Genomic DNA, 23,409 nt, shown 5'->3' with positions numbered 1-23,409 from the left:
AAACATTTATTTACGCACAGAGAATTTTGATTGTGCTAAAAATTATTTTATCCAAGAATCATAAATGAGAGTTCACTTAACATGAAAAATCGCGTTATAGCATCAGGGCTTTTTGCTGCAGTCTTTACTGCGGCAGTGCAAACTCAAGCGGCGGCTACTGTTGACTTTTCAAATCTTGTAGAGCGAGTAAGTCCGGGTGTCGTCAGCGTGAATGTTGTTAAGAAAATGACACAAGAAGAAATTCTTCAACAACAAGTACCTGAACTACTGAAACGATTCTTCGGCAATCAAATTATTATTCCACAGCGCCAAGCTCCTCAAGAGAAAACGGGTTTTGGAAGTGCATTTTTTATTAGCCGTGATGGTTACCTGATTACCAATCATCATGTTGTAGAAAATGCTTCACAAATCACCATCATGTTAAATGATCGTCGCGAGATTGATGCCAAAGTTATTGGTAGTGATGAACGTACTGATGTGGCATTACTGAAAGTTGAAGGTACGAACTACCCAGCACTTTCGACTGGGAATATCGACCAATTAAGAGTTGGAGAACCTGTTCTTGCCATTGGCTCACCGTTTGGTTTTGAATACTCGGCATCTGCGGGGATTGTCAGTGCCAAATCAAGAAATATGTTGGGTGAAACATCAGTTCCGTTTATTCAAACTGATGTCGCGCTAAACCCTGGTAACTCTGGCGGGCCATTGTTTAATCAACAAGGTCAAGTGATTGGTGTGAACTCTCGTATTTTCAGTGGTACTGGCGGATATATGGGATTGTCTTTCTCCATTCCAATCGATGTGGCGATGGATGTGGCGGATCAATTAAAGAAAAATGGTAAAGTCAGTCGCTCATATCTTGGTGTTCATTTACAAGAAATTGATCGTAACCTTGCAGAAGCTTATAAGTTACCGAAACCTGAAGGTGCTTTAATCACAGAAATTGCGCCAAATTCCCCAGCAGAGCGCGCTGGCTTAAAGCAAAATGATATTATTTTGAAATACAACGGAACTGCAATTTCAAGAACGAGTGAGCTATTAAATTACTTAAATAGAACACAGCCAAATCAAAAAATTCAGCTAGAAATCTTGCGCGATGAACGTGTACGTACGATTTCAGCAACACTTGCATCAGCACCAGATGAAACACCAGCACAAGCGCAAAATGTAAGTGAAGCTAAAAAACGTGGACCTACATTAGGTGTTGCGATACGCGAACTTGCACCTGTTGAAAAAACACGCCTTGGTGTTAAAGGTGGTGTCTACATTCAAGAGGTTGTACGCGGAGGTTTGGCGGCACAATCTCGTATTATGGCTGGTGATGTGATCACCTCGATTAATGGTAAGAATGTAAGTACAACACAAGATTTTGTGGAAGCGGTGGCTAATCTTAAAACGAATACAGTTGCACGAGTGGGTATCATCCGTGAAGGGCGAAATGCCATGATCGGATTAAGAATCAAGTAAACATGAATTGAATAAAAGGCCTTGCGATAGCAAGGTCTTTTTTATTTAACCCTAAAATTATACTAAAATCTTTTCGAATGTTGATGATGAATACGCAATACAAGGGAATACAGTGAGTACAATCTTTGACCTTAAAATAAAAGCAACAGCACAAGACATTGATATTTTAGGTCATGTGAATAATGTGGTGTATGTAAAATGGATGCAAGATGTTGCAACAGCACATATTGAACAATTGGGTTTGGGGGTTGAGCAATATCTAGAACTCAAACATGCCATGGTTGCTGTTGAGCATCACATGAATTACAGAAAGGCGTGTTTTGAAAATGATGAAATTATTTTAAGAACTTGGCTTAATGATTTGAATGCGATGTATTCATTCCGTCAGTACGCTTTTTTTAGACCTTCAGACCAATCATTATTATTTGTGGGAAATACCAAATGGGCCTGTGTAGAGATTGCGACAGGCAGACCTAAACGATTATCGCCAACATTTACTCAAGCTTATCAGCCTATTTCTGAGGTATTAAATCCTTTGGATTTCACTCAAGATTATTCTTTACCCGCTAACTAAAGAATTGCTTGAGTCGGACGAATTAAATATTTCACCACATGGTGTTCATTATTATGAATACTTTGAAAAATCCATCTGCTATAATCGTCCGCAATTTGTTAAACAGCTTTTGCTATGTAGTTTTTATTTCATGCATAGCGCAATTTATTGTTCAAGGTAACCCATGGCGCAAGCTAAAAAATCCGTAAATATCAAAAATATACGTAACTTTTCGATCATTGCTCACATTGATCACGGGAAGTCAACTTTAGCTGACCGTTTTATTCAGACCTGTGGTGGTTTGCAAGATCGCGAAATGCAAGCGCAAGTTCTAGACTCAATGGAGCTTGAGCGTGAGCGCGGGATTACCATTAAAGCTGCATCTGTGACGCTTTATTATACACACCCAAATGGCGAAGAATATCAACTGAACTTTATTGATACACCTGGGCACGTTGACTTCTCATATGAGGTTTCGCGCTCGCTTGCTGCTTGTGAAGGTGCACTTTTAGTTGTTGACGCAGCTCAGGGTGTTGAAGCTCAGTCAGTTGCAAACTGTTATACAGCTATTGAGCAAGGTCTTGAGGTTCTTCCAGTACTTAATAAAATTGATTTACCTCAAGCTGAACCAGAGCGTGTTATTCAAGAAATTGAAGACATTATCGGAATTGAAGCAACTGAAGCACCTACGTGTTCAGCTAAAACTGGATTAGGAATCGAAGGTGTTTTAGAAACACTTGTGAATACCATTCCTGCTCCGACCGGTGACCGTGAAGCGCCGCTTCAAGCTTTAATTATTGACTCATGGTTTGACAACTATCTAGGTGTTGTATCCTTAGTTCGTATTAAGCAAGGTCGTGTGCGTAAAGGCGATAAAATGTTGATGAAATCAACAGGTCAAACGCACATCATTACCTCTGTCGGTATTTTCAATCCTAAACATACAGAAACTGATATTTTAGAAGCAGGTGAAGTCGGCTTTGTGATTGCTGGTATCAAAGATATTTTTGGTGCGCCAGTTGGTGATACGATTACACTTGCTACAACGCCGGAAGTAGAAACTTTACCTGGGTTCAAAAAAGTTAAACCACAGGTATATGCTGGTTTATTTCCAATTGATTCGAGTGAATTTGAACCTTTCCGTGAAGCATTACAAAAACTGCAAATTAACGATTCAGCATTATTCTTTGAACCTGAAAGTTCAGATGCATTAGGATTTGGTTTCCGTTGCGGTTTCTTGGGTATGCTGCACATGGAGATTGTTCAAGAGCGTTTAGAGCGTGAATATGATCTAGACCTGATTTCATCGGCACCGACTGTAATTTACGAAGCTGTCATGAAGAGTGGTGAGACAGTTTATATCGACAGTCCATCAAAAATGCCAGATGGATCTACTGTAGAAGACCTTCGTGAGCCGATCGCAGAATGTAATATCCTTGTGCCACAAGAATATCTTGGCAATGTAATGACGTTGTGTGTTGAGCGACGTGGTGTTCAAAAAGATATGAAGTTTATGGCAAACCAAGTAGCCATTACATTTGAGATACCAATGGCTGAAGTCGTGATGGATTTCTTTGATAAATTGAAATCATGTTCACGTGGTTTTGCATCATTAGATTATAACTTCATCCGTTTTGAGTCTTCTTCTCTTGTAAAAGTAGATGTCTTGATCAATGGTGAAAAAGTTGATGCATTGGCAATGATTTGTCACCGTCAAGATGCGCGTCATCGTGGTATTGCACTTGTAGAAAAAATGAAAGATTTGATTCCTCGTCAAATGTTTGATGTGGCGATTCAAGCTGCGATTGGTGCTCAAATTATCGCGCGTTCAACAGTAAAAGCAATGCGTAAGAACGTATTGGCAAAATGTTATGGTGGTGACGTTTCACGTAAGAAGAAACTTCTCGCTAAACAGAAAGAAGGTAAGAAACGTATGAAGCAGGTGGGTAGTGTAGAAATCCCACAAGAAGCTTTCTTAGCTGTGTTAAAAGTAGAGCGATAACAACAAGGAATATCCCATGGATTTTGATTTTAACCTCATTCTCGTACCTGCAACCCTAATCTTTTTTGGATTGTGGTTGCTGGATAAATTGGTGCTCAAACAAAGAGCAACCAAAGGAAAAGGGAATGAAAATTTCATTATTACATGGGCATATGATTTTTGGCCTGTACTTGCAGTTGTGTTAGTGCTGCGTTCATTCTTCTTTGAACCTTATAATATTCCATCTGAATCCATGGTTCCGGCATTGGAAACAGGTGATTATATCTTGGTGAACAAATATCAATATGGTGTTCGTTTACCGATTAGCAACACCAAAGTGTTGAATGTCAATGAGCCTGAACGTGGTGATGTGGCGGTATTTAGATATCCACCAAACCCATCAATTAGCTATATTAAGCGTATTATTGGTTTACCTGGTGATCATATCGTTTTTGAGAATAATCAATTAACCATCAATGGTGAAAAAGTTGTAACGGAATCGACTGAATTTAATCGTGAAAAAGATGTTTCAGACACGCCAAATTCAATTTATCATTATGAAACTTTAGGTGATCATAAGTATTTGGTTCGTAATTTGGAAGGTCAAAACCCGATTATTGCGCATTTTAATTATGCACAAACCAAACAAGATCTTCCTTATGTTGCCACTGCGAATGATCGCTTTGTAAGAACAAATGGTCAAAGCTGGGAAGTAACTGTTCCGAAAGGATATTACTTTGCCATGGGTGACAACCGTGATCAGAGTGCTGATAGTCGAATCTGGGGATTCGTACCTGAGGCAAATTTAACAGGACAAGCAATTTATGTATGGATGCATAAAGAAGCTGGTTTGAAATTGCCATCATTCAGTCGTAATGGTCAAATTCAGTAATCTTCAAATATATGGATAATAAAAAATGCGTAACACTCAACGTGGTGCATCGTATACAGCGATTTTATTAGGGGTAATTGTTGCGGCATTTGGACTTAAAGTGCTCGTAGCATTGTGGCAGCCTTATTGGGATGACCGACTAATCAATCAATTGATTGAAGAGCAAGTTGCAATCAGCTCAAAGGCGACAACACCACAACAGTTTGCTTCAACAATGGGGCAGAAATTTAGCATGAACAATATCCGTGACATTGAGTTTAAAGATATTGCGACTGTCAAATCTAAACAAGGTTTACAAGTGACAAAGAAATATGAAGTAAGAAAGCCATTCTTATTTAATATTGATTTAGTCCTCACATTCGAGAAAAGTTTTGATCAAAGGTCAGTTCAAAGTAAGTGATTCTCGCTTACTGAGTCGCATCGGTTATCAGTTTAAGAAAATTGAATTACTTCAACTTGCATTGACACACCGATCGGTTAGCCATAAACATAACTATGAACGCCTAGAGTTTCTAGGCGATTCATTGTTAGGAATGATTATTGCCAATTACCTTTATCATGCTTATCCACATGAAAACGAAGGTCGTCTGACGCGTATGCGAGCTACTTTGGTTCGACAAGAAGCGTTAGGCAAAATTGCAACAGATTTGAAACTTAGTCAGAGTTTAATACTCAGTACTGGTGAATTAAAATCTGGTGGTCATCATAGAGAGTCGATACTCGCTGACACAGTCGAAGCGATTATTGGTGCAATCTATACTGATAGCCAAGATTTAAAGTTGTTAGAATCAATTGTGTTGAAATGGTATGAACCTTATTTAGATCATATTGAACCAACAGATCAATTGAAAGATCCTAAGTCCCGTTTACAAGAGTATCTTCAAGCTCGTAAAAAACCTCTCCCAGTGTATGAGGTTGTTGATATTCAGGGTGATGCACCAAACCAACATTTTAAAGTGGAGTGTATGGTTGAAGGCTTGCCAAAATGTATGGGTGAGGGTTCAAGTCGTCGTTTTGCTGAGCAAGCAGTAGCGGCGGAAATTTTAAAATTTTTGGAGCAAAAGTCTTCATGACTACTCATTCCGATCACATCGATGCTGATCACGAGTCGCAAGACAGCGGCAATGATTTAATCAATCAATTTTTTAGTTCTCAAGGTACTACAATTCCCTCAGACTACAAAAGTGGCTTTGTAGCAATTGTAGGTCGTCCGAATGTAGGTAAATCTACATTAATGAACCATATTTTGGGTCAGAAGCTTTCGATTACGTCTCGTAAGCCTCAAACAACTCGACACAAGATTGTGGGTATTGATACGCGTGAGAAATCTCAGGCAGTATTTGTTGACACCCCTGGAATGCATAAGAAAGAAGTCCGTGCTATCAATAAAATGATGAATCGTGCAGCTCATTCAGCCTTGCGTGATGTAAATCTTGTACTATTTGTTGTAGACGCTGACAAATGGACTCAAAATGATGAATTAGTCCTTGAGAAGCTCAAAAATGCCGAAATGCCTGTCATCTTGGTCATTAATAAATTGGACACATTTGAGAATAAAAATCAGGCATTACCACTAATTCAAGAACGTACTAAATTAATGAATTTTGCTGAGATCGTTCCGGTATCGGCATTGCGTGGCGCTAACCTTGATCATCTTCGAGATACGATCGAAAAATACTTACCGTTTCAACCACCATTGTATGCACTAGATCAACTCACAGATCGTTCTGAACGCTTCTTAGCTTCTGAAATTATTCGTGAAAAAATCATGCGTCAACTGGGTGAAGAGCTTCCATATGATTTAACGGTTCAAATTGAATCGTTTAAAACAGAAGAAGCGACTTTAAATGAGAAAACTGGTCGTATGAAGCCTGCTTGTACCTATATTGATGCTACGATTTTTGTTGATCGCCCTGGGCAAAAAGCGATTGTCATCGGTGAAAAAGGATCAAAGTTGAAAAAAATTGGTATGGATGCACGTGCTGATATGGAAAAAATGTTCGAAGAAAAGATCATGCTCACCCTTTGGGTTAAAGTCAAAGGCGGTTGGTCTGATGATGAGCGTGCATTAAAAAGCCTAGGGTATAGTGATATCTAAGGATTAAACGGTTATAGGAGCTGATGATGATGAAGATGGTTGCGATAATTGTATGTGCTTTGGTTTTACAAGGTTGCATTCATAAAGTTGTCACAGTTCCTGTAAAAGTTGCGTATAAAACCACCAAAGGAGTCGTCAAAGGTACTGCAGCAGTAGTTGGGGCCGTTATTCCCGATGGTAATGATGATGAAGAAGAAGAACTAAAGAAAGATAAATAATAAGATTAGTCGATGCGAAATGAACTTTTGCATGGATACTTAATCCATCATCGAAAGTATCGAGAGCGGAGTCATATTGTCCATTTATTCACTGAAGAGTATGGACGAGTTGACGGCATACTAAGACAACCTCCACCACCGCAGTATCAGCCTATCGCACTTCAAGCGACAGGAAAGTCTGAATTAAAAAATTTCACAAAATTAGAAATTGTTAATCATCCCATTTTTTTTCATGGTGATGCATTCTTTTCAGGATTTTATTTAAATGAAATCTTATTGAGATTATGCCCATTAGAAGAGGCAATGCCAGATACTTTTGCACAGTACCACAAGACATTAGAAAGTTTACAAAAATTAGCTCAACATTCAAATCCTAACGAATTCTTGAAGCAAATTCTTCGTCAATTTGAATACGTACTTCTAGAAGAGCTTGGTTATGCGATTGATTACTCGATAGACGCACACCAAAATGAAATTTTAACTTCACAAAAATATCAATTTCAATTAAACGAAGGCTTCATACCAGTTCAGTATTCAAGTGCCGCTACACTGACAGGTGAGCAAATTCGAAGCATGTTAAATTATGAAAATGGTACAGATTTCAATGCTGAACAGTTACAATTACTGAATAAATTATATCGTCAAATGATTACTTCATTATTGGGTGATCGCCCACTAAAAAGTCGTCAATTGTGGATTCAAAACGCTCAATCAAAATCAAATTAGGAAAATGTTATGGCTGCATTGCTTGGTGTGAACATTGATCATGTTGCAACTCTAAGACAGGCTCGAGGCACACGCTACCCGGATCCAGTACAGGCAGCACTAATTTGTGAAGAGGCAGGGGCTGAAGGCATTACATTACATTTACGTGAGGATCGTCGTCATATTCATGATGATGATGTCCGTCGCATGCGCCCTGTACTTAAAACACGCATGAACCTTGAAATGGCAGTGACAGATGAGATGGTGGCATTTGCTAAAGAAATAAAGCCGCATCACGTGTGTTTTGTGCCTGAAAAGCGTCAAGAAGTCACGACCGAAGGTGGCTTAGATGTTGTTGGTAATTTTGAGGCTGTTAAGTCTGCTACACAGGAATTAGCAGCGATTGGATGTGATGTATCGTTATTTATCGATGCTGATATTGAACAAATTGATGCTGCAATTGCCTGTGGTGCGCCAACTATTGAGATTCATACAGGTGCTTATGCAGATGCTGAAACAGAAGAAGCACAGCAGGTAGAGTTACAACGTATTATCCGTGGAGCAGAATACGCTGCTGCTAAAGGCTTAGTTGTAAATGCTGGACATGGACTCAATCTTGACAATGTTGCTCCTATTGCAGCAATTCCTCAAATACACGAATTGAATATTGGACATGCTCTGATTGCCGATGCTGTTTTTAAAGGACTTACGCAAGCAGTTCAAGATATGAAAGTAGCAATTAAAGCTGCACGATAAGATTGATGAGTACTATGTCAAATATTGATTATGATGAATTAATGAAGCCTGTCATAGGCTTCCTTGGTTGTGAAACTCCACAAGCTTGGTTAGATGAGGCTGTAAATAATCTTGATATTTTGATGCAAGATCATGCAAACTGTGAAAAGAAAGCAGCCAGTACAGCCATGAATCTCATGTTTAGATACAGCTTTTTTGTAGATTTACAAGTCAAGCTCGCTCAATTAGTGCGTGAGGAAATGCTGCATTATGAGCAGGTTTTAGAGTTTATGAATAAGCGCGGGCAGCAATGGGTTGGTTTAAGTGCTGGGCGTTATGCGGGTGGCTTACGCAAAGAAATTCGAACGTATGAACCAGAAGCGTTGATTGATGTTTTAATTATTGGTGCGTTTGTGGAAGCACGCTCATGTGAACGTTTTTATGCATTAGCGCCTAGAGTCGATGAGGAATTAGGGCGCTATTATCGCTACTTACTAAAATCTGAATCACGCCATTACGAGGATTATTTGGCTCTAGCTCTAGATGTGGCTAAGACTGCGAAATTGAAAGATCCTGAGGAGGATATTCAAAGTCGTATAGAGCACATTCGTGAAGTTGAAAAGCAACTCATCTTAACACCTGATGAAACCTTCCGTTTTCACAGTGGAGTTCCAGTAAAAGCAGCTTAAAATATGGTTGAGAAAATCCTCCCAAATGGGGGATTTTTTTGGCATAAAAAAAAGCCCAAGTCTTAAATGCTTGGGCTTTTTAGTATTTGGCTCTCCAACCTGGGCTCGAACCAGGGACCTGCGGATTAACAGTCCGTCGCTCTACCGACTGAGCTATTGGAGAATCTGAATGCGATTATAAGGGGATTTAAGATTGGGTCAAGTGTAAATTGCCATACAATTGTCACTTTTGAGCCGCATGTTGTTTATTTGCTCAAATAAAATGTTTTTTTTAAATTTACTTGCCAATTTAGAATGAGCTTGTTAGATTTATTTAACAACAGAGCGCTTGAAACAGAGTTTTAAGCAGTGTGGATTTATACCAACTTGCCAGCACTAAATGGCTAAAATAGGAGAAAGCGAATGAATACGCTTACCATTTCTCAGATCTTTTCTAATCTTGAATTTTATAAACAAAATTACCTGTCTATCTTAAATTCGCCTAGTTCTTATTTCATTGAAGTAGAGGGCGCGGTAATTGATGTATTTCCTTTTAAAAAACATCATCTGGTTTTGGGTGAGCTATTACAGCTGTGGTTTTCTGAAAAATGGTCTGTTGATTACGATCAATCATGCACGCTTGAACAATATTTGGCAGCAAATGACTTAACACCTAACTTAAATAAACTCTATATCTACTCCATAAAAGGGAATGCCATTCTTGGCACGAATAAATCGTTTGCTTGGGTAAATGAGTCGAATGCGGTGAGCGAGATTTTATTAAAGTCACCACTCAAATATTATGTTGAATGCTTAAGTTGTTCTCGTCCTTCAAAGCACTTGTTTAATAAACAGCTTGCAGTTTAGGCAAATTTTCACAAGTCAAATCTGAAATTGTTGAATAAATTGTTTCTTTAAAACATAGTCAAACTTAGCTTGTGTTATTTTATCTTTAATTTAGTAGGGTGAATTGGTGTTTCTAGAAGTTTTTTTTATTAATTAAATCCTATATTGTGGTTGCTTAGATCGGTTTTATCTTCTATATGATGGTGCAAAGCATATCTATAAATGGGATTTTCAGTGATAAATATGATGTTTCAGATTGAGCTATCGATACTATGAATAGTGTTTAAATTTCAATATTTTCAATATTCTATTTGGATCACTGATGGATCATGTTTGGATAGCTTTAAAAAAACCTCCGACGTTTATCCAATCCTAAAAGCACACTTTGTTCGATTCAGTGAACGATCGTATTAACCAAAAGGTTTTATGTTGAGTATTGGGTTATGTAGGTGCATGAAGGGGTTTAGATTTAAGCAAAAAAAACCCGCGAAAATCGCGGGTTTTTGATCTGATTAATTTATCAGATTATTTTTCAGCTGCGATAGAAGCAATTGCTGCATCTACGCCTTCGATTGAGTCAGCTGCTTTTTTGATACGTGCAAGCGCATCAACCAATACTTCATCTGCTGTTGCATATGAAATACGCATATAACCGCCTAAACCGAATGCATCACCAGGAACAACCGCAACACCAGTTTCTTCCAATAACCATGCAGAGAATTCTGTGCAAGATTTTAAACCTTTTGCACGGATCAATGGACGAATGTTTGCATAAGCATAGAATGCACCGTCAGCAGGTAAGCATGTAATGCCTTTGATATCATTCAAGCCATTAACAACTAAATCATGACGGCGTTTGAAAGCTTCAATCATTGGTTTAAGTACATCTTGAGGACCATTCAATGCAGCTTCTGCCGCAACTTGCGAAATTGAAGTTGGGTTAGAAGTAGATTGTGATTGAATTTTCTTCATTGCGCCGATTAATTTAGCAGGACCTGCTGCATAGCCGATACGCCAACCTGTCATTGCATATGCTTTAGATACACCGTTGAGAACGATTACGCGATCGTAAAGATCTGGTGCAACTGTAGCAATGTTATAAAACTCGTCGTCCCAACGAATTGGTTCGTACATATCATCAGAAGCAACATATACTTCAGGATATTTACGAAGAACTTCAGCTAATGCTTCTAATTCTTCTTTGGTATAAATCATACCTGTTGGGTTAGAAGGGCTGTTTAAAACAACTAGGCGAGTCTTATCAGTAATTGCAGCTTCTAATTGAGCTGGTGTGATTTTGAAACGTTGTTCTTCACCACATTTAACAATAACTGGCACACCTTCTGCAATGATCACCATATCTGGATAGCTTACCCAGAATGGAGCAGGGATGATTACTTCATCGCCTTTATTTAACAATGCAAGCGCAAGGTTAAAGAATGATTGCTTACCGCCACAAGAAACGAGAATCTGGTTAGCAGCATAATCAAGGTTATTATCACGTTTTAATTTAGCGATAATTGCTTTTTTAAGACCTGGCGTACCGTCAACTGCTGTGTATTTAGTAAAACCGTTGTTAATCGCTGCAATTGCTGCATCTTTGATGTGTTGTGGTGTATCGAAATCCGGTTCGCCTGCACCTAAACCAATAACGTTTTTACCAGCAGCTTTAAGTTCTGCAGCTTTATTGGTCACAGCAAGCGTTGGGGACGGTTTGATGGCATTGACACGATCAGAGAGACGTACGTCCACGGCAGTATTCCTTCTTATAGGGATTAAAAAATAAAAAGCACACTATCTTAGCTTAAATTGAATGTTTTAGTCGTCCAATATCTAGGCAAATTAGCAAAAAATCACGAAATTCATCGAATTTTAATGCAATGATACATATCCATATTAAACAACGTGGGTCGCATAAAAAAACAAATTTCCGTACAATAGCGTTAGATTGAAATGAGTGGTCTCAAATGAGTTCGGAAAATTCTCCCAAAAAGAAGCCTGTAGTGAATCTTCCATTTCCTATCAAGCAAGTGAATGACGCAAAGCAAGCTGATGAAGAAATCGAAGATCTACGTCCAAAGCCTCAGCGCTATGCTGATCGCACATGGATGCCGCCACGTGGTACACGTCGCTCAATGGGTAAAAGATAAAAAAATAGGTGCTTTAAGCACCTATTTTTTTGCGGGAAAGAATTACACGTAACTTAAGCTTTGATCTAGAGTCAGTAAGTTGAATGTAGAACCGTCTTTAAATACGATTGATTCAACTTGATGTGCTTCACCTTTTGCCCAATCTTTAATAGTGATTTGATCAGAAGAATCTTTAAGTTTGATGATACGATCATTCCCAGAGTCTTGAACGAGTAAATCATCAATTGAGATACCAGCACCAAATTGAATGGTATCTTGACCACCTTTTTCATAGATTGTATCTACTCCAAAGCCTTGATCAAAATAGTATGTCTCGTTACCAAGATCGCCATACAATTTGTCATTACCAATACCACCATTTAAGATGTTAATCAGACCACCATTTGCGATTAAGGTGTCATCTCCGGCGAGGCCTTTTAATTCGTTATTTACGAATTTGCTACCTGTGATAATGTTGTCAGATTGGTTACCCGTACCACTTTGTTGAATTTCTGATCCAGCAATCAATAGTTCTTTGATTGGATTGATCAGCGTAAGGTTTTCAACATTTTCAGTTAATTGATACTGATCTGCAGAACTTATGACGGTGTCTGTACCTTCATAGTTGTGTTCAAGTACGAAGTCATATTTTGATTGTACATAATAGGTATCGTCACCACGACCACCTACGAGGACATTGATGCCTTCACCACCTTTTAGAATGTCATTGCCCCAACCACCAAAGAGCAAGTCATCACCTTTACCACCTACAAGCGTATCGTTGCCGACACCGCCTTTAATGATGTCATTACCATCTTTACCGTTTAAGGTACGTCCGAAAACTGAGTAAGTGGTAATAATGTTGGTGTTAGGGTTAAATAAGTTTGTCGCTACTGCTACAGAACCAGCCAAATCACCTGCATATGCGTAAGCAAGTTGAGTCAATGTATTTACAAGTTGATCACGTGAAGAGAAGCCATCATCAAATATTTCACCTTTGATGAATTGTCCAATGAAGTTTAAGCCCTCAGTCACGATCTGATTCACAACATCAAAGATACTCGCACCAGCTTTTAAGTTGGCTTTAACTACATCACCCAATAGCTCTAAATACCAAGTAAACGGACGGCTATCACCACCATTCAATTGTGAAGTATCAACACCTAAATAGTGATCAAGAATACTTAATGGTGTGATACCTGTCCAATCACCTAGCTCGCCACCCAAGTTTTCAAGAGCTTGCGTTGCATCCATAAGTACCAATCCAAACTTACCATCAGAGCTTGGTAAATATCCTGCTGGAACAACAGTCTCGCCATCAGCATTTTTAACGCCATTCAAGAAATTGTCAGCTAAAGTTTTGATCAATACATTTGATGCTTGCCAGAATTGTTCATCCGTAATATAGATGCCTTTATCTGCGAGTGATTTACCTGTTCCTAAGCGAACATATTGATAAAGGAAGCTCTGAGGGTCAGCTATTGCAACAGCTTCAGCAACTTTTAACCAGTTTTTAGTACCCTGATCAACTGCATCATTTGATGCTAAATCTTCTTTGATCACGGTATAAATAGGGCGCCAGAAATTTTTACCTTGTAAAGAACCAGTTGAGATAAACTTGTTATATAGTTCTTGAACTTGTTTAAATGCAGATTCACTTACACGGTAACTTAATTGATTGTCAATTTTGTAGAATTTAGGACGACCGTCATCTGATGGATTAGATTGATCTGGTTGTTTTGGTTGCCCCCATTCTCGATCAAAATGTGAGTCTGAAGGTGGAAGAGTGGCACCAATATCCTTACCAATATTTACGATAATGTCTGAAATTTGATCAATGATTGCATCACCGGCTTTATGAATTTCTTCGAAACCAGGAATGAATTTATCACCAACTTTAACCAATGGCGCAACGCTATCTAATAAATCATTCACGATGCCATCTTTGCCGATAATCAAATTACCAATCAGTTCACTTGGAATTTTTAAAATCGAATCAAGGCTAAGTTCGCCATCTTTCCATTCATTTTTGTGGTGTGTATCTTTTGCTTCTACATTTGAGCCGAGGGCCTCACCAGCACCACTGAGTAAATTCGATGCTGCATCGATAATGCGGTCACCTAACTCATGAACAACTTCAAATGGTTTACCAAGTAGAGCATTACCTGCTAGGCCAATAGGCGAAGCCACATCTAAAACTGTATTGACTAAATTTGCTGTCGTGACTAAACCATTACCTAGTAACTGAGCTGGAATAGAAAGTACTGAGCTAAATTTGAAATCAGGAACATAATCGAAAATAGGTTCAAGTGCATTTTCAACTTGATTTGCAACTGTATTCACAATTGATTTTAGGTTTTCAGTAGCTGATGGAAGCTCTTGAGACCATTCATTATCATAATGAGTATCTTTAGGTTCAATTGTCCCGCCAATCGCTGAGCCAATGTCATGAGCCACATCAGAGACAGCATCAATAATCGTATCACCTGCTTTATGAACAACATCAAAACCAGGGATAAGCGCATTTCCTGCAATAGCAATCGGTGCAGCAGCATCAAGAATATCATTGGCAATATTGGTTGCACCGATAATGGTGTTTCCAATTAAATCCTCAGGAAGGCTTAAAATATTATCTAAGCTGAGTTCTTTGTCTTCCCACTCATTTTTATGATGAGTGTCATTCGGTTCGATGGTTGCACCAAGTGCTTTACCCACAGAATTCACTGCATCTGAAGCTGCATCAATAATTTTATCACCAAGTTCGTGCACTGATTCGAAGGGTTTGCCAAGTAAAGCATTACCTGCTAAACCAATAGGAGAAACTACATCAAGAACAGTATTCACAGCATTGGTGGCAGCGATTAGACCATTACCAACGAGTTGAGCTGGAATTGAGAGAACTGAACTTAATTTAAAGTTAGGTAAGTAATCGAATGATTTATAATTGAACAAAGCCATTGTTATAGTCTCTTATAAAAATAAAGTGTTTTTAATCATTGTTTGTGATTAAAGTGTGATGAGAATCACATTTTATTAATTTAAAATCAATTGCTTTTGTTAGACAAGATCATGAATTTTTTGTCATAATTTAATGAAAAATATAGTAAAGCTTATATGAGAACTGAATAAGATTGATTTTTTCAAAAAAAAACACCAGTGCAATGACTAGTGTTTCAAGAGCAAATAAAATGTATGATCTAAAAATATAAATATTATAAACTATTGATTTTTATTGGATAAATATTTGTAGTATTGTCTCTTATGATCATACATGGATTGATCTGCACGCTTTAACATATCCTCAATTGTTTCATTCTCAAGGCTTGTAGCAAATCCCATTGATGCACTGATGATATGGTTAGAATAATATTGATTATCGATATTCAATAATTCTTGAATGGTCAAAATCGTCGACTGAACGGTAGTTTCATTTGCACCTTGCATCAAGATAACAAATTCATCACCTCCAATTCGAGAGGCTGTATAACTGGTATTGTGAATCGTTCTACTTAAGATATTACCCATTCTGCGTAAAATCTCATCACCTGCATCATGACCAAAGTGATCATTAATCGGTTTAAGGCCATTCATATCAAGAAAAATTGCAGAAACTGGGCGAATAAGTGCGCGTTCTAATCGATGGATTTCTTCAGTGTAGAACGAGCGATTTTTGAGTTTGGTTAAAACGTCGTGTTTACCTAAATATTCTAAATAGCTCTCAGCTTTTTTTCGCGCTGTAATGTCCGTTAGGGCAAGTTGTACAAGTCCCCAATCTTCTTCATAACCTGGAAACACAGTGAATTGAAGTAAAACATAACGAATTGAACCATCCAAAGCGTAGTTGATTGCTTCACGACTATGATGAATTTTCCCATTCCATAGTTCGATTAATTGTTCCTTAAAAGTTTGATGCATTTCTTTTGAGAAAACCTTTTTTAGATTTTGAAATAAATCAGATTTCGTCGATGCCTTGAATAAATCCAATGTTGCTTGATTGACATCTAGTAATACAATGTCTTCAATGCATTGTTGTACGAAATCTTGATGCACATCTAAAAAAGTTCTGAAATCATCAATACCAATTGATTTAAGATGATCGAGTCTTAATTTAATGCGACTAAAGTCTTCAACCCATAATGATGTGGGTGAATAACTAAATCTTGCTTCAGCTAATCGACGATTTTTTTCTTCTAAACGCCGAGCTTGCATATAACCACTAATATCTTCTGTAGTAAGCAAAATACGGTCTAAACTTTGTTCTGAACCAGGTAAAACGACAGCTCGCAGTTTTATGTCTAAGGGTTGACCACTCAAGGTGAAATTAGTGGTTGTACTTGTAAACTCTAATTCACCCTTCCAAAGTGCAACTAATTCCGCTACATGTGCATCAAACATTTGATGTTGGAAAATGGTGCTTAAATTTTGGGTGAGATGTTTAAGGCTTTGTGCTTCAAAAAGATCGAGTGTTTTTTGATTTACTTTAACAATCTTAATTTGATGTGCGCATAAAGTCACAAGATCTGGATTTTGCTGCAGATGTAAAGCTAAATCAGTAACCCCATCACTACGCCATTGGTTAAAGATGGTTTGAATGGCACTAAAATCTTCCAACCACATTGGGATAGGAGATAAATCAAAAATTGATGAATCAAGTATCTCCATAACTATCCTTGAACTTTTCTTTTAAAACAATAAATTGTGGATAATATAGCACTAAATTATTTTGATATAAAATTCAAATTTTTTATTATTTGCGTGATTTAAGACACTTTTTTAAGCTAAGCTAACGTTGAGCTAAATCCTATGCTCAATTCGTTAGATTTTTATTTTGATAAAAATCATGCTTGTTAATATACATGCATTTATCTGCACGGCGTAACATATCTTCTAAGGTTTCGCCTTTAAGTCTTGTGGCATGTCCGAGTGAAACGCTGATAGAAAGATGAGGGTGATCTAGATTATGTTGATGTATTTGAGTTTCAAGATCATGAACAAGGATTTTAACTTGCTCACCATCGGCATGAGGCATCAATAATACAAATTCATCGCCACCTATTCTAGAAATTGAAAAATCTTTTTTGTGGGTGACAAATTGAAGAATTTCGGCAAAGTTTTTTAGATACTGATCACCGACATCATGTCCGAACTGATCATTAATGATTTTTAAACCGTTCATGTCAATGTAAATACAAGACACTGGATAGAGATCAAGTTGCTCAATCCGTTCAATTTCTTCGTTAAAATAAGTTCTGTTATGTAAATCAGTTAAAATGTCATGTTGACCCAAATAATGTAAGTGATTTTCTAATTTTTTTCGCTCAGTGATATCTGTAAGGGCGACTTGTATCACCGCCCAATCATCTAAATTATGTGGAAAAATATTTAACTGTTCTAAAACGAAGATTTGTTCTCCATTCGCGTTGTAGAAACTACTTTCACGCTGTTGATATTCTTCATGATTCCACAATTGAAGTAGCTGACTTTTAAAATTTTCCAAACGTTTAATATCAAATAAATCATGAGAATGATGTAAAAATTGAGATTTATCTTTCACAGCAAAAAGTTTGAGCGCTGCTTCATTAACATCAATGAATTGTATTTGCTCGAAGCATTCCACAACAAATTCTGGATGTTGATGAATGTGTTGATCTAAATTTTCAATGTTTTGCATACGGAGCAGCTCAAATCTTTTTTTAATTTGGCTAAAATCCATGATCCATAGTGCTGTTGGATTATAAGTAAATAAGGATTCGGCAAAATGACGTGCTTTTTGATATTGGGAAATGTCTTCGGTGGTCATGAGTAGGCATTTCCAATTATCCTCATAACCTTTTAATTTCATACCGCGTAATTGAACATCTAAACGCTTTCCATTGGTCGTATAATTGATCACTGGAATATGATGTTCAGTATTCTTCCAAAGTGATACGAAAAATTGGATTTGGAAAGTGCTGACTTCAGGATGAAGGAACTTCTGAAAACTTTCTAAAATTTCTTCTAAGTTTTTTGCTTCATACAGTTTAAGCGTACTTTGGTTAACACGTAAGGTATGAATCGTACTCAAGCAAAGGTGGAGACGACTGTGATCCTCCATCAAATATGCTTCAATATCTTCAATACCTTCAGCAGTCCATTGTTCGAAAATTTGTTTAACACCGCTGAAGTCTTGTAGCCACATCGCAATTGGAGATAAATCAAAGATGGTCAGATCTAAATGATCCATAGATGCGAGCCTTGGTGTTTAAAATTCATTCATTTATACAATATAAGTGAATGAATCTTATAAAATCAACATCTTATTAAACTGATTTTTTTGCTCGATGCTCAGGTTTTGGCGCAGAAATTGACTTAAGCCCTTGCCAAACATCAACAAAATCTTGTTCATTAATTTGGTAGAGTTCAAGTAAAGCCAATACCACACCACCCATCATGAATGCACGATCGGACTTAGGTTCATATTGGAAGGTTTGATCTTTTAGATGATAGAGGATATCTTCGATTTCAAATATGCGTTCACGTCCATTACTGTCCACGGGGAACATCGGCGTTTCGATCAAAATATTGGCTAGTTTCTTTTCAGATTCATTTAAATTAAGTTGCTCAAATGCCGTTTCTAAAGAATCCGCGAACAGTAGTTCAGAAGAAAAAATGGCATGTAATAAAGGTTGGCTTAATTTAGGAAAGGTTCGTTCAACGAAAGGTTTAAACGAAATCGGAAAAATCACATTTTTTGATATACCTTTGAACATGGGGGCTATTTCAGCAACTTTGTAACCTGCTACACCACAACCAACGGCTGTAATAAAATACTTAATCTTGGGGTGGTTTTTTGTATAGATCTTAAAATCATTGATGTAGTGTTCAATCTGGGATAGAGGCATTTGTTGCAAATGCTCATTCATGGTAGGTATTGCATAGCTCTGTCCAGCCCAGCCGCGACCAGCACCTTTAATCGCACCGAAATGTTGAAGTGCAATTTTTGCAGCACCACCTGCATGCGTGCCTGCTAAATTACTACCAAATACAAATACTGTATCTTCATTTAAACTGTTGATAATCGTTTCATCGTGATATTGGTAAGTCATAGTTTTTTACATCAACATGTAATTTAAGTTCATGGTGCAATTGATTGCTGTAAGGGTCAAGTAAAATTGATTGAATTTATGGTTTTCACCCTCATCATCAGATGAGTAAATCATAAAGATTTGAGCAAGCAAGCCATGCATTACCAGTGTTATTGCATATTTTCATCATCTGTATAGCGAGAATTATCGAGTGAGTGACAGTCGTCCATTTGAATTAGTAACTAATTACGAGCCTGCAGGAGATCAACCTCAAGCGATTGAGAAACTTGTTAAAGGAGTACAACAAGGTTTTAAGGATCAATTGCTACTAGGGGTAACAGGCTCTGGTAAGACCTATACGATGGCGAATGTGATTATGCAATTACAACGTCCTACTATTGTAATGGCACATAACAAAACCCTTGCGGCTCAACTCTATGGAGAATTTAAAGCATTTTTTCCACATAATGCTGTTGAGTATTTTGTAAGTTATTACGATTACTATCAGCCAGAAGCATACGTACCGTCATCTGATACTTTTATTGAAAAGGATTCTGCTATTAATGATCACATCGATCAGATGCGGTTGTCTGCAACGCGTGCTTTGCTTGAGCGTAAGGATGCTATTATCGTTGCTTCGGTATCCGCCATTTATGGTTTAGGTGATCCTAATGCATATATGAATATGCTCCTACATATTGTGACAGGTGATCGAGTCAGCCGTGATGAGTTGATTCGTCGATTGGTAGAAATGCAATATACGCGTAATGAACTCGAATTTTTACGAGGTACTTATCGAATTCGTGGAGAAATTCTTGATATTTTCCCCGCAGAGTCAGAACAAAATGCAGTGCGGATTGAGCTATTTGATGATGAAGTGGATTCGATCCGCTGGTTTGATCCTTTGACTGGAAAAATGATTCGTAAAGTCCCACGAATCACGATTTATCCAAAAAGTCACTATGTGACGCCTAAAGATAACTTACAGCGTGCCATCGAAACGATTCGTGAAGAACTCAAAGAGCGCTTGGGATATTTCAGAGCTGAAGATAAATTGCTTGAAGCTCAACGTATCGAACAGCGTACTCGATATGACCTTGAGATGATGCAACAGCTTGGTTATACCAATGGTATTGAGAATTACTCGAGACATTTATCAGGTCGACTAGCTGGAGAGGCCCCGCCAACGCTTTTCGACTACCTGCCTGAGGATGCATTACTTATTATTGATGAATCGCATGTTACGGTTCCTCAAATTGGTGCGATGTATAAAGGAGATCGATCACGTAAAGAAAATCTAGTGAATTATGGTTTCCGCTTGCCAAGTGCATTGGATAATCGACCAATGAAGTTTGAAGAGTGGGAACGTATTATTCCTACTACAATTTATGTCAGTGCGACGCCTGCCAATTATGAATTAGAAAAATCAGAACAAATTGCCGAGCAGGTGGTGCGTCCAACAGGTTTGATTGACCCCGTTATTGAGATTCGTCCAGTATTGACTCAGGTGGACGATGTCCTTTCGGAGATTAATCAACGTAAAGATAAAAATGAACGTGTCTTGGTCACAACGTTAACCAAACGCATGGCTGAAGATTTGACGTCATATTTAAAAGAGTACGGGATCAAAGTGGCTTATCTGCACTCTGATATCGATACTGTTGAACGTGTGAAGATCATTCATGAATTACGAACAGGTGTCTACGATGCATTGATTGGAATTAACTTACTCCGTGAAGGTTTAGACATGCCTGAGGTATCTTTAGTCGCAATTTTAGATGCCGACAAAGAAGGCTTTTTACGCTCAGAACGTTCACTTATCCAAACCATTGGTCGTGCTGCTCGAAATGTTGAAGGAAAGGCTATTTTATATGCAGATCGGATTACGGATTCAATGCAAAAAGCAATTGATGAAACGGAGCGTCGCCGTACCAAACAAATTAATTTTAACTTAGAACATGGCATCACTCCGCGTTCAGCAGTCCGCCAAGTCATCAAAGAAATTGATACTGGTGAAGAGTATGATGATGAGTCAATTGATGAGAGTGTATCGGGACAAGCACGTGCATTAAGTGCGGATGAGCGCCATATAGTTTCCGATCCAAAACTATTAGCAAAACATTTGGCTAAATTAGAGAAGGAAATGCTCAAAGCTTCGAAAGAGCTTCAGTTTGAGCAAGCAGCGCGTTTCCGTGATGAGATCGTGCGTTTAAAAGCACAGTTAATTCAGTGATTTAATTTACAAAAAACACTGTAAAATCATCACATAACGTAACATTAAGCCGAAAAATAACCGTTATTGTTGAAGAGTAAATGAATACTCACAAACAAATTCAATAAATAGGGGTTATTTAGATGATCAAGAGTCTCCCATCTGCTGGTTTCAATGTTAGCAAGATTGTATTGGGTGGTGCCTTATTGGTTGGTTTAGGGGCAGCAACGATGGTTTATGCTCAGGACAAGCCACTCAATACTGTTGAAAAAGTTGAACTCGATAAATACTTAGGTGTTTGGTATGAAGTAGCACGTAAGCCACTTTATTTCCAAAACAAGTGTGATCGTGATGTAACTGCGACATATACATTAAATGAAAATGGTAATGTGACTGTTGATAACCGTTGTTTTACCGCTGACGGTAAAGTTACCCAGTCAGTGGGTGAGGCATTTGTACAAAATCAGCCATTTAATACAAAATTGAAAGTCAGTTTTTTGCCGAGTGCTATTCGATGGTTACCAGTTGGTCGTGGCGACTACTGGGTGCTGAAACTTGATGAGGATTATCAAACTGTACTCGTGGGTGAGCCTAAACGTAAGTATATGTGGGTACTTTCTCGCACGCATAATCCTGATCAAGCAGTCGTGAATGAGTATCTTGATTATGCTAAATCTGTTGGTTATGACTTAAGTGATGTGATACGTACAAAGCAAACGGGTCAACAACCTGGTTCAACAAAATAATGTTGAAAATGATGAGAACCACGCTAAAGCGTGGTTTTTTTATGCATCGACATCTATTGATATGAATTATAGCTATAATATCGTTTGGTAAAATTTAGGTTCAGATATGTTAAAAGGTATAGCATTGTCAGTTATGGCATCAGTGACATTTGGGGTGCTATATTTTTATACGTATTTTTTAAGACCACTAGACAGTGAGCAGACCTTTGCTTGGCGAATGTTAGCAACATTACCTTTTTTAACGCTGTTTATGTGGTGGTCGGGTGATCTAAAATATGTTCGAGAAATTTATAATAAAATTTGCAAACAACCATCTATTTTAATTTGGCTCTTGATCAGTTCGTTTTTGTGTACAACTCAACTCTGGTTATTTTTGTGGGGACCAATCAATGGTCGGGGGCTTGAGGTTTCTTTAGGATATTTTTTGTTGCCTCTGGTGATGGTTCTCTTTGGTTGCGTTCTTTACAAAGAAAAGCTCTCAAAGTGGCAAATTGCAGCAGTGTTTTTTGCAATTCTTGGTGTCAGCCATGAAATCTGGCGCATCGGTACTGTGGCATGGGAGACCATGTATGTTGCTGTGGCTTATCCGATCTACTTTTTTTTAAGAAGAAAATTTGGAACAGATCATTTAGGTGGATTCTGGTGGGATTTATTGCTGGTGATTCCAGTTGCTATTTTTCTAGCATTTTTTTATTCAAACACATTGCCCCTGATTATTGAGTTTAAATATCTCATTTTAGCTGTACTAGGTCTAGGTTGCTTAAGTGCCTTAGGGCTTGGAAGTTACATCTTGGCGAGCAGATATCTTCCATTTGTGATTTTTGGGTTATTGAGTTATTTAGAGCCAATTTTGTTGGCAGGAGCATCAATAGCAATGGGTGAACGCGTGGAAGCAGGAGAATGGTTGACTTATATTCCAATTTGGTTTGCTGTATTGCTCCTTATTTTGGAAGGTACAATTTATCTCTATCGTCAAAGAAGAACTGAAAAGTTACTTCAATATCAACATAAGAAACTACAATCGCGTCTAGCCAAAAAAGATGAGCACTAAGTTTCATATCATTACATAAGCATGAGTTGTACATAAGAGTTTTT

General features: G+C 37.9%; 21 protein-coding genes and 1 tRNA gene. 16 read left to right on the top strand and 6 right to left on the bottom strand.

Annotation, left to right across the window (positions count from 1 at the left end):
- The first annotated feature begins 81 nt into the window (after positions 1-81).
- The 11 genes from AC1M9J_RS06540 to AC1M9J_RS06490 all read left to right on the top strand — a co-directional run bounded on the left by AC1M9J_RS06540 (position 82) and on the right by AC1M9J_RS06490 (position 9,338).
- Positions 82-1,467: a Do family serine endopeptidase gene (locus AC1M9J_RS06540; RefSeq protein WP_481952049.1), complete on the top strand. Its 1,386-nt coding sequence runs from the start codon at positions 82-84 to the stop codon at positions 1,465-1,467.
- Positions 1,468-1,579: 112 nt separating this feature from the next.
- Entirely contained in the window at positions 1,580-2,041 is a 462-nt protein-coding gene (locus tag AC1M9J_RS06535; RefSeq protein WP_481595972.1) for an acyl-CoA thioesterase, read from the top strand.
- A gap of 163 nt (positions 2,042-2,204) precedes the next feature.
- Entirely contained in the window at positions 2,205-4,022 is a 1,818-nt protein-coding gene (gene lepA / locus AC1M9J_RS06530) for a translation elongation factor 4 (RefSeq protein WP_035267184.1), read from the top strand.
- A gap of 16 nt (positions 4,023-4,038) precedes the next feature.
- The gene (lepB, locus tag AC1M9J_RS06525) at positions 4,039-4,893 is read left to right on the top strand and encodes a signal peptidase I (RefSeq protein WP_481591419.1); all 855 of its coding nucleotides are present in this window, start codon (positions 4,039-4,041) and stop codon (positions 4,891-4,893) included.
- 25 nt (positions 4,894-4,918) lie between these two features.
- Positions 4,919-5,293: a DUF4845 domain-containing protein gene (locus tag AC1M9J_RS06520; RefSeq protein ID WP_035267180.1), complete on the top strand. Its 375-nt coding sequence runs from the start codon at positions 4,919-4,921 to the stop codon at positions 5,291-5,293.
- Complete coding sequence (gene rnc, locus AC1M9J_RS06515; protein ID WP_035267179.1) at positions 5,265-5,966, top strand: ribonuclease III; 702 nt, start codon at positions 5,265-5,267, stop codon at positions 5,964-5,966. The genes AC1M9J_RS06520 and rnc overlap by 29 nt, the downstream gene beginning before the upstream one ends.
- On the top strand, positions 5,963-6,991 hold the full coding sequence (gene era, locus AC1M9J_RS06510; RefSeq protein WP_035267178.1) for a GTPase Era: 1,029 nt from the start codon (positions 5,963-5,965) through the stop codon (positions 6,989-6,991). The genes rnc and era overlap by 4 nt, the downstream gene beginning before the upstream one ends.
- Positions 6,992-7,017: 26 nt before the next feature.
- Positions 7,018-7,209, top strand: a complete 192-nt coding sequence (locus AC1M9J_RS06505; protein ID WP_481595973.1) for an NF038104 family lipoprotein — start codon at positions 7,018-7,020, stop codon at positions 7,207-7,209.
- Between the two features lie 12 nt (positions 7,210-7,221).
- A complete protein-coding gene (gene recO, locus AC1M9J_RS06500) occupies positions 7,222-7,935 on the top strand; it encodes a DNA repair protein RecO (RefSeq protein WP_481595974.1) in 714 nt (237 codons plus the stop codon).
- A 9-nt stretch (positions 7,936-7,944) separates the two neighbouring features.
- Positions 7,945-8,670, top strand: a complete 726-nt coding sequence (gene pdxJ / locus AC1M9J_RS06495) for a pyridoxine 5'-phosphate synthase (protein WP_481591421.1) — start codon at positions 7,945-7,947, stop codon at positions 8,668-8,670.
- A 14-nt stretch (positions 8,671-8,684) separates the two neighbouring features.
- Positions 8,685-9,338: a MiaE family protein gene (locus AC1M9J_RS06490; protein WP_481591422.1), complete on the top strand. Its 654-nt coding sequence runs from the start codon at positions 8,685-8,687 to the stop codon at positions 9,336-9,338.
- An 87-nt stretch (positions 9,339-9,425) separates the two neighbouring features.
- Here the strand turns inward: AC1M9J_RS06490 and AC1M9J_RS06485 are convergent.
- Positions 9,426-9,501: transfer RNA gene (locus tag AC1M9J_RS06485), tRNA-Asn, on the bottom strand.
- 239 nt (positions 9,502-9,740) lie between these two features.
- On the opposite strand from AC1M9J_RS06485, the gene AC1M9J_RS06480 reads away from it, so the two are divergent.
- Positions 9,741-10,184: a hypothetical protein gene (locus AC1M9J_RS06480; RefSeq protein ID WP_481595975.1), complete on the top strand. Its 444-nt coding sequence runs from the start codon at positions 9,741-9,743 to the stop codon at positions 10,182-10,184.
- 504 nt (positions 10,185-10,688) lie between these two features.
- On the opposite strand, the gene AC1M9J_RS06475 is transcribed toward AC1M9J_RS06480, so the two are convergent.
- Positions 10,689-11,915, bottom strand: coding sequence for a pyridoxal phosphate-dependent aminotransferase (locus AC1M9J_RS06475; RefSeq protein ID WP_035265512.1), 1,227 nt, complete (start codon positions 11,913-11,915; stop codon positions 10,689-10,691).
- 215 nt (positions 11,916-12,130) lie between these two features.
- Here AC1M9J_RS06475 and AC1M9J_RS06470 point away from each other — a divergent pair, with 215 nt between their 5' ends.
- Positions 12,131-12,313: a hypothetical protein gene (locus AC1M9J_RS06470; RefSeq protein WP_179997905.1), complete on the top strand. Its 183-nt coding sequence runs from the start codon at positions 12,131-12,133 to the stop codon at positions 12,311-12,313.
- Positions 12,314-12,355: 42 nt separating this feature from the next.
- Here AC1M9J_RS06470 and AC1M9J_RS06465 read toward each other — a convergent pair whose 3' ends face one another.
- From AC1M9J_RS06465 to AC1M9J_RS06450, 4 genes are all read right to left on the bottom strand, one after another.
- A complete protein-coding gene (locus AC1M9J_RS06465; protein WP_481952048.1) occupies positions 12,356-15,250 on the bottom strand; it encodes a calcium-binding protein in 2,895 nt (964 codons plus the stop codon).
- A 261-nt stretch (positions 15,251-15,511) separates the two neighbouring features.
- Positions 15,512-16,954: a sensor domain-containing diguanylate cyclase gene (locus tag AC1M9J_RS06460; protein WP_481590307.1), complete on the bottom strand. Its 1,443-nt coding sequence runs from the start codon at positions 16,952-16,954 to the stop codon at positions 15,512-15,514.
- Positions 16,955-17,099: 145 nt separating this feature from the next.
- Positions 17,100-18,515: a diguanylate cyclase gene (locus tag AC1M9J_RS06455; protein ID WP_481952047.1), complete on the bottom strand. Its 1,416-nt coding sequence runs from the start codon at positions 18,513-18,515 to the stop codon at positions 17,100-17,102.
- Between the two features lie 76 nt (positions 18,516-18,591).
- Complete coding sequence (locus AC1M9J_RS06450) at positions 18,592-19,377, bottom strand: A1S_2505 family phage non-structural protein (RefSeq protein ID WP_481597355.1); 786 nt, start codon at positions 19,375-19,377, stop codon at positions 18,592-18,594.
- A gap of 190 nt (positions 19,378-19,567) precedes the next feature.
- Here AC1M9J_RS06450 and uvrB point away from each other — a divergent pair, with 190 nt between their 5' ends.
- The 3 genes from uvrB (at position 19,568) to rarD (ending at position 23,365) form a co-directional block, all read left to right on the top strand.
- On the top strand, positions 19,568-21,589 hold the full coding sequence (gene uvrB, locus AC1M9J_RS06445; protein WP_481952046.1) for an excinuclease ABC subunit UvrB: 2,022 nt from the start codon (positions 19,568-19,570) through the stop codon (positions 21,587-21,589).
- Between the two features lie 122 nt (positions 21,590-21,711).
- The gene (locus AC1M9J_RS06440) at positions 21,712-22,314 is read left to right on the top strand and encodes a lipocalin family protein (protein ID WP_035265500.1); all 603 of its coding nucleotides are present in this window, start codon (positions 21,712-21,714) and stop codon (positions 22,312-22,314) included.
- A gap of 106 nt (positions 22,315-22,420) precedes the next feature.
- Positions 22,421-23,365, top strand: a complete 945-nt coding sequence (rarD, locus tag AC1M9J_RS06435; protein ID WP_481607639.1) for an EamA family transporter RarD — start codon at positions 22,421-22,423, stop codon at positions 23,363-23,365.
- Positions 23,366-23,409 lie beyond the last annotated feature (44 nt).

The sequence above is a fragment of the Acinetobacter sp. ANC_7588 genome, assembly GCF_056783995.1.
This window is presented reverse-complemented; position numbering and strand designations above follow the sequence as displayed.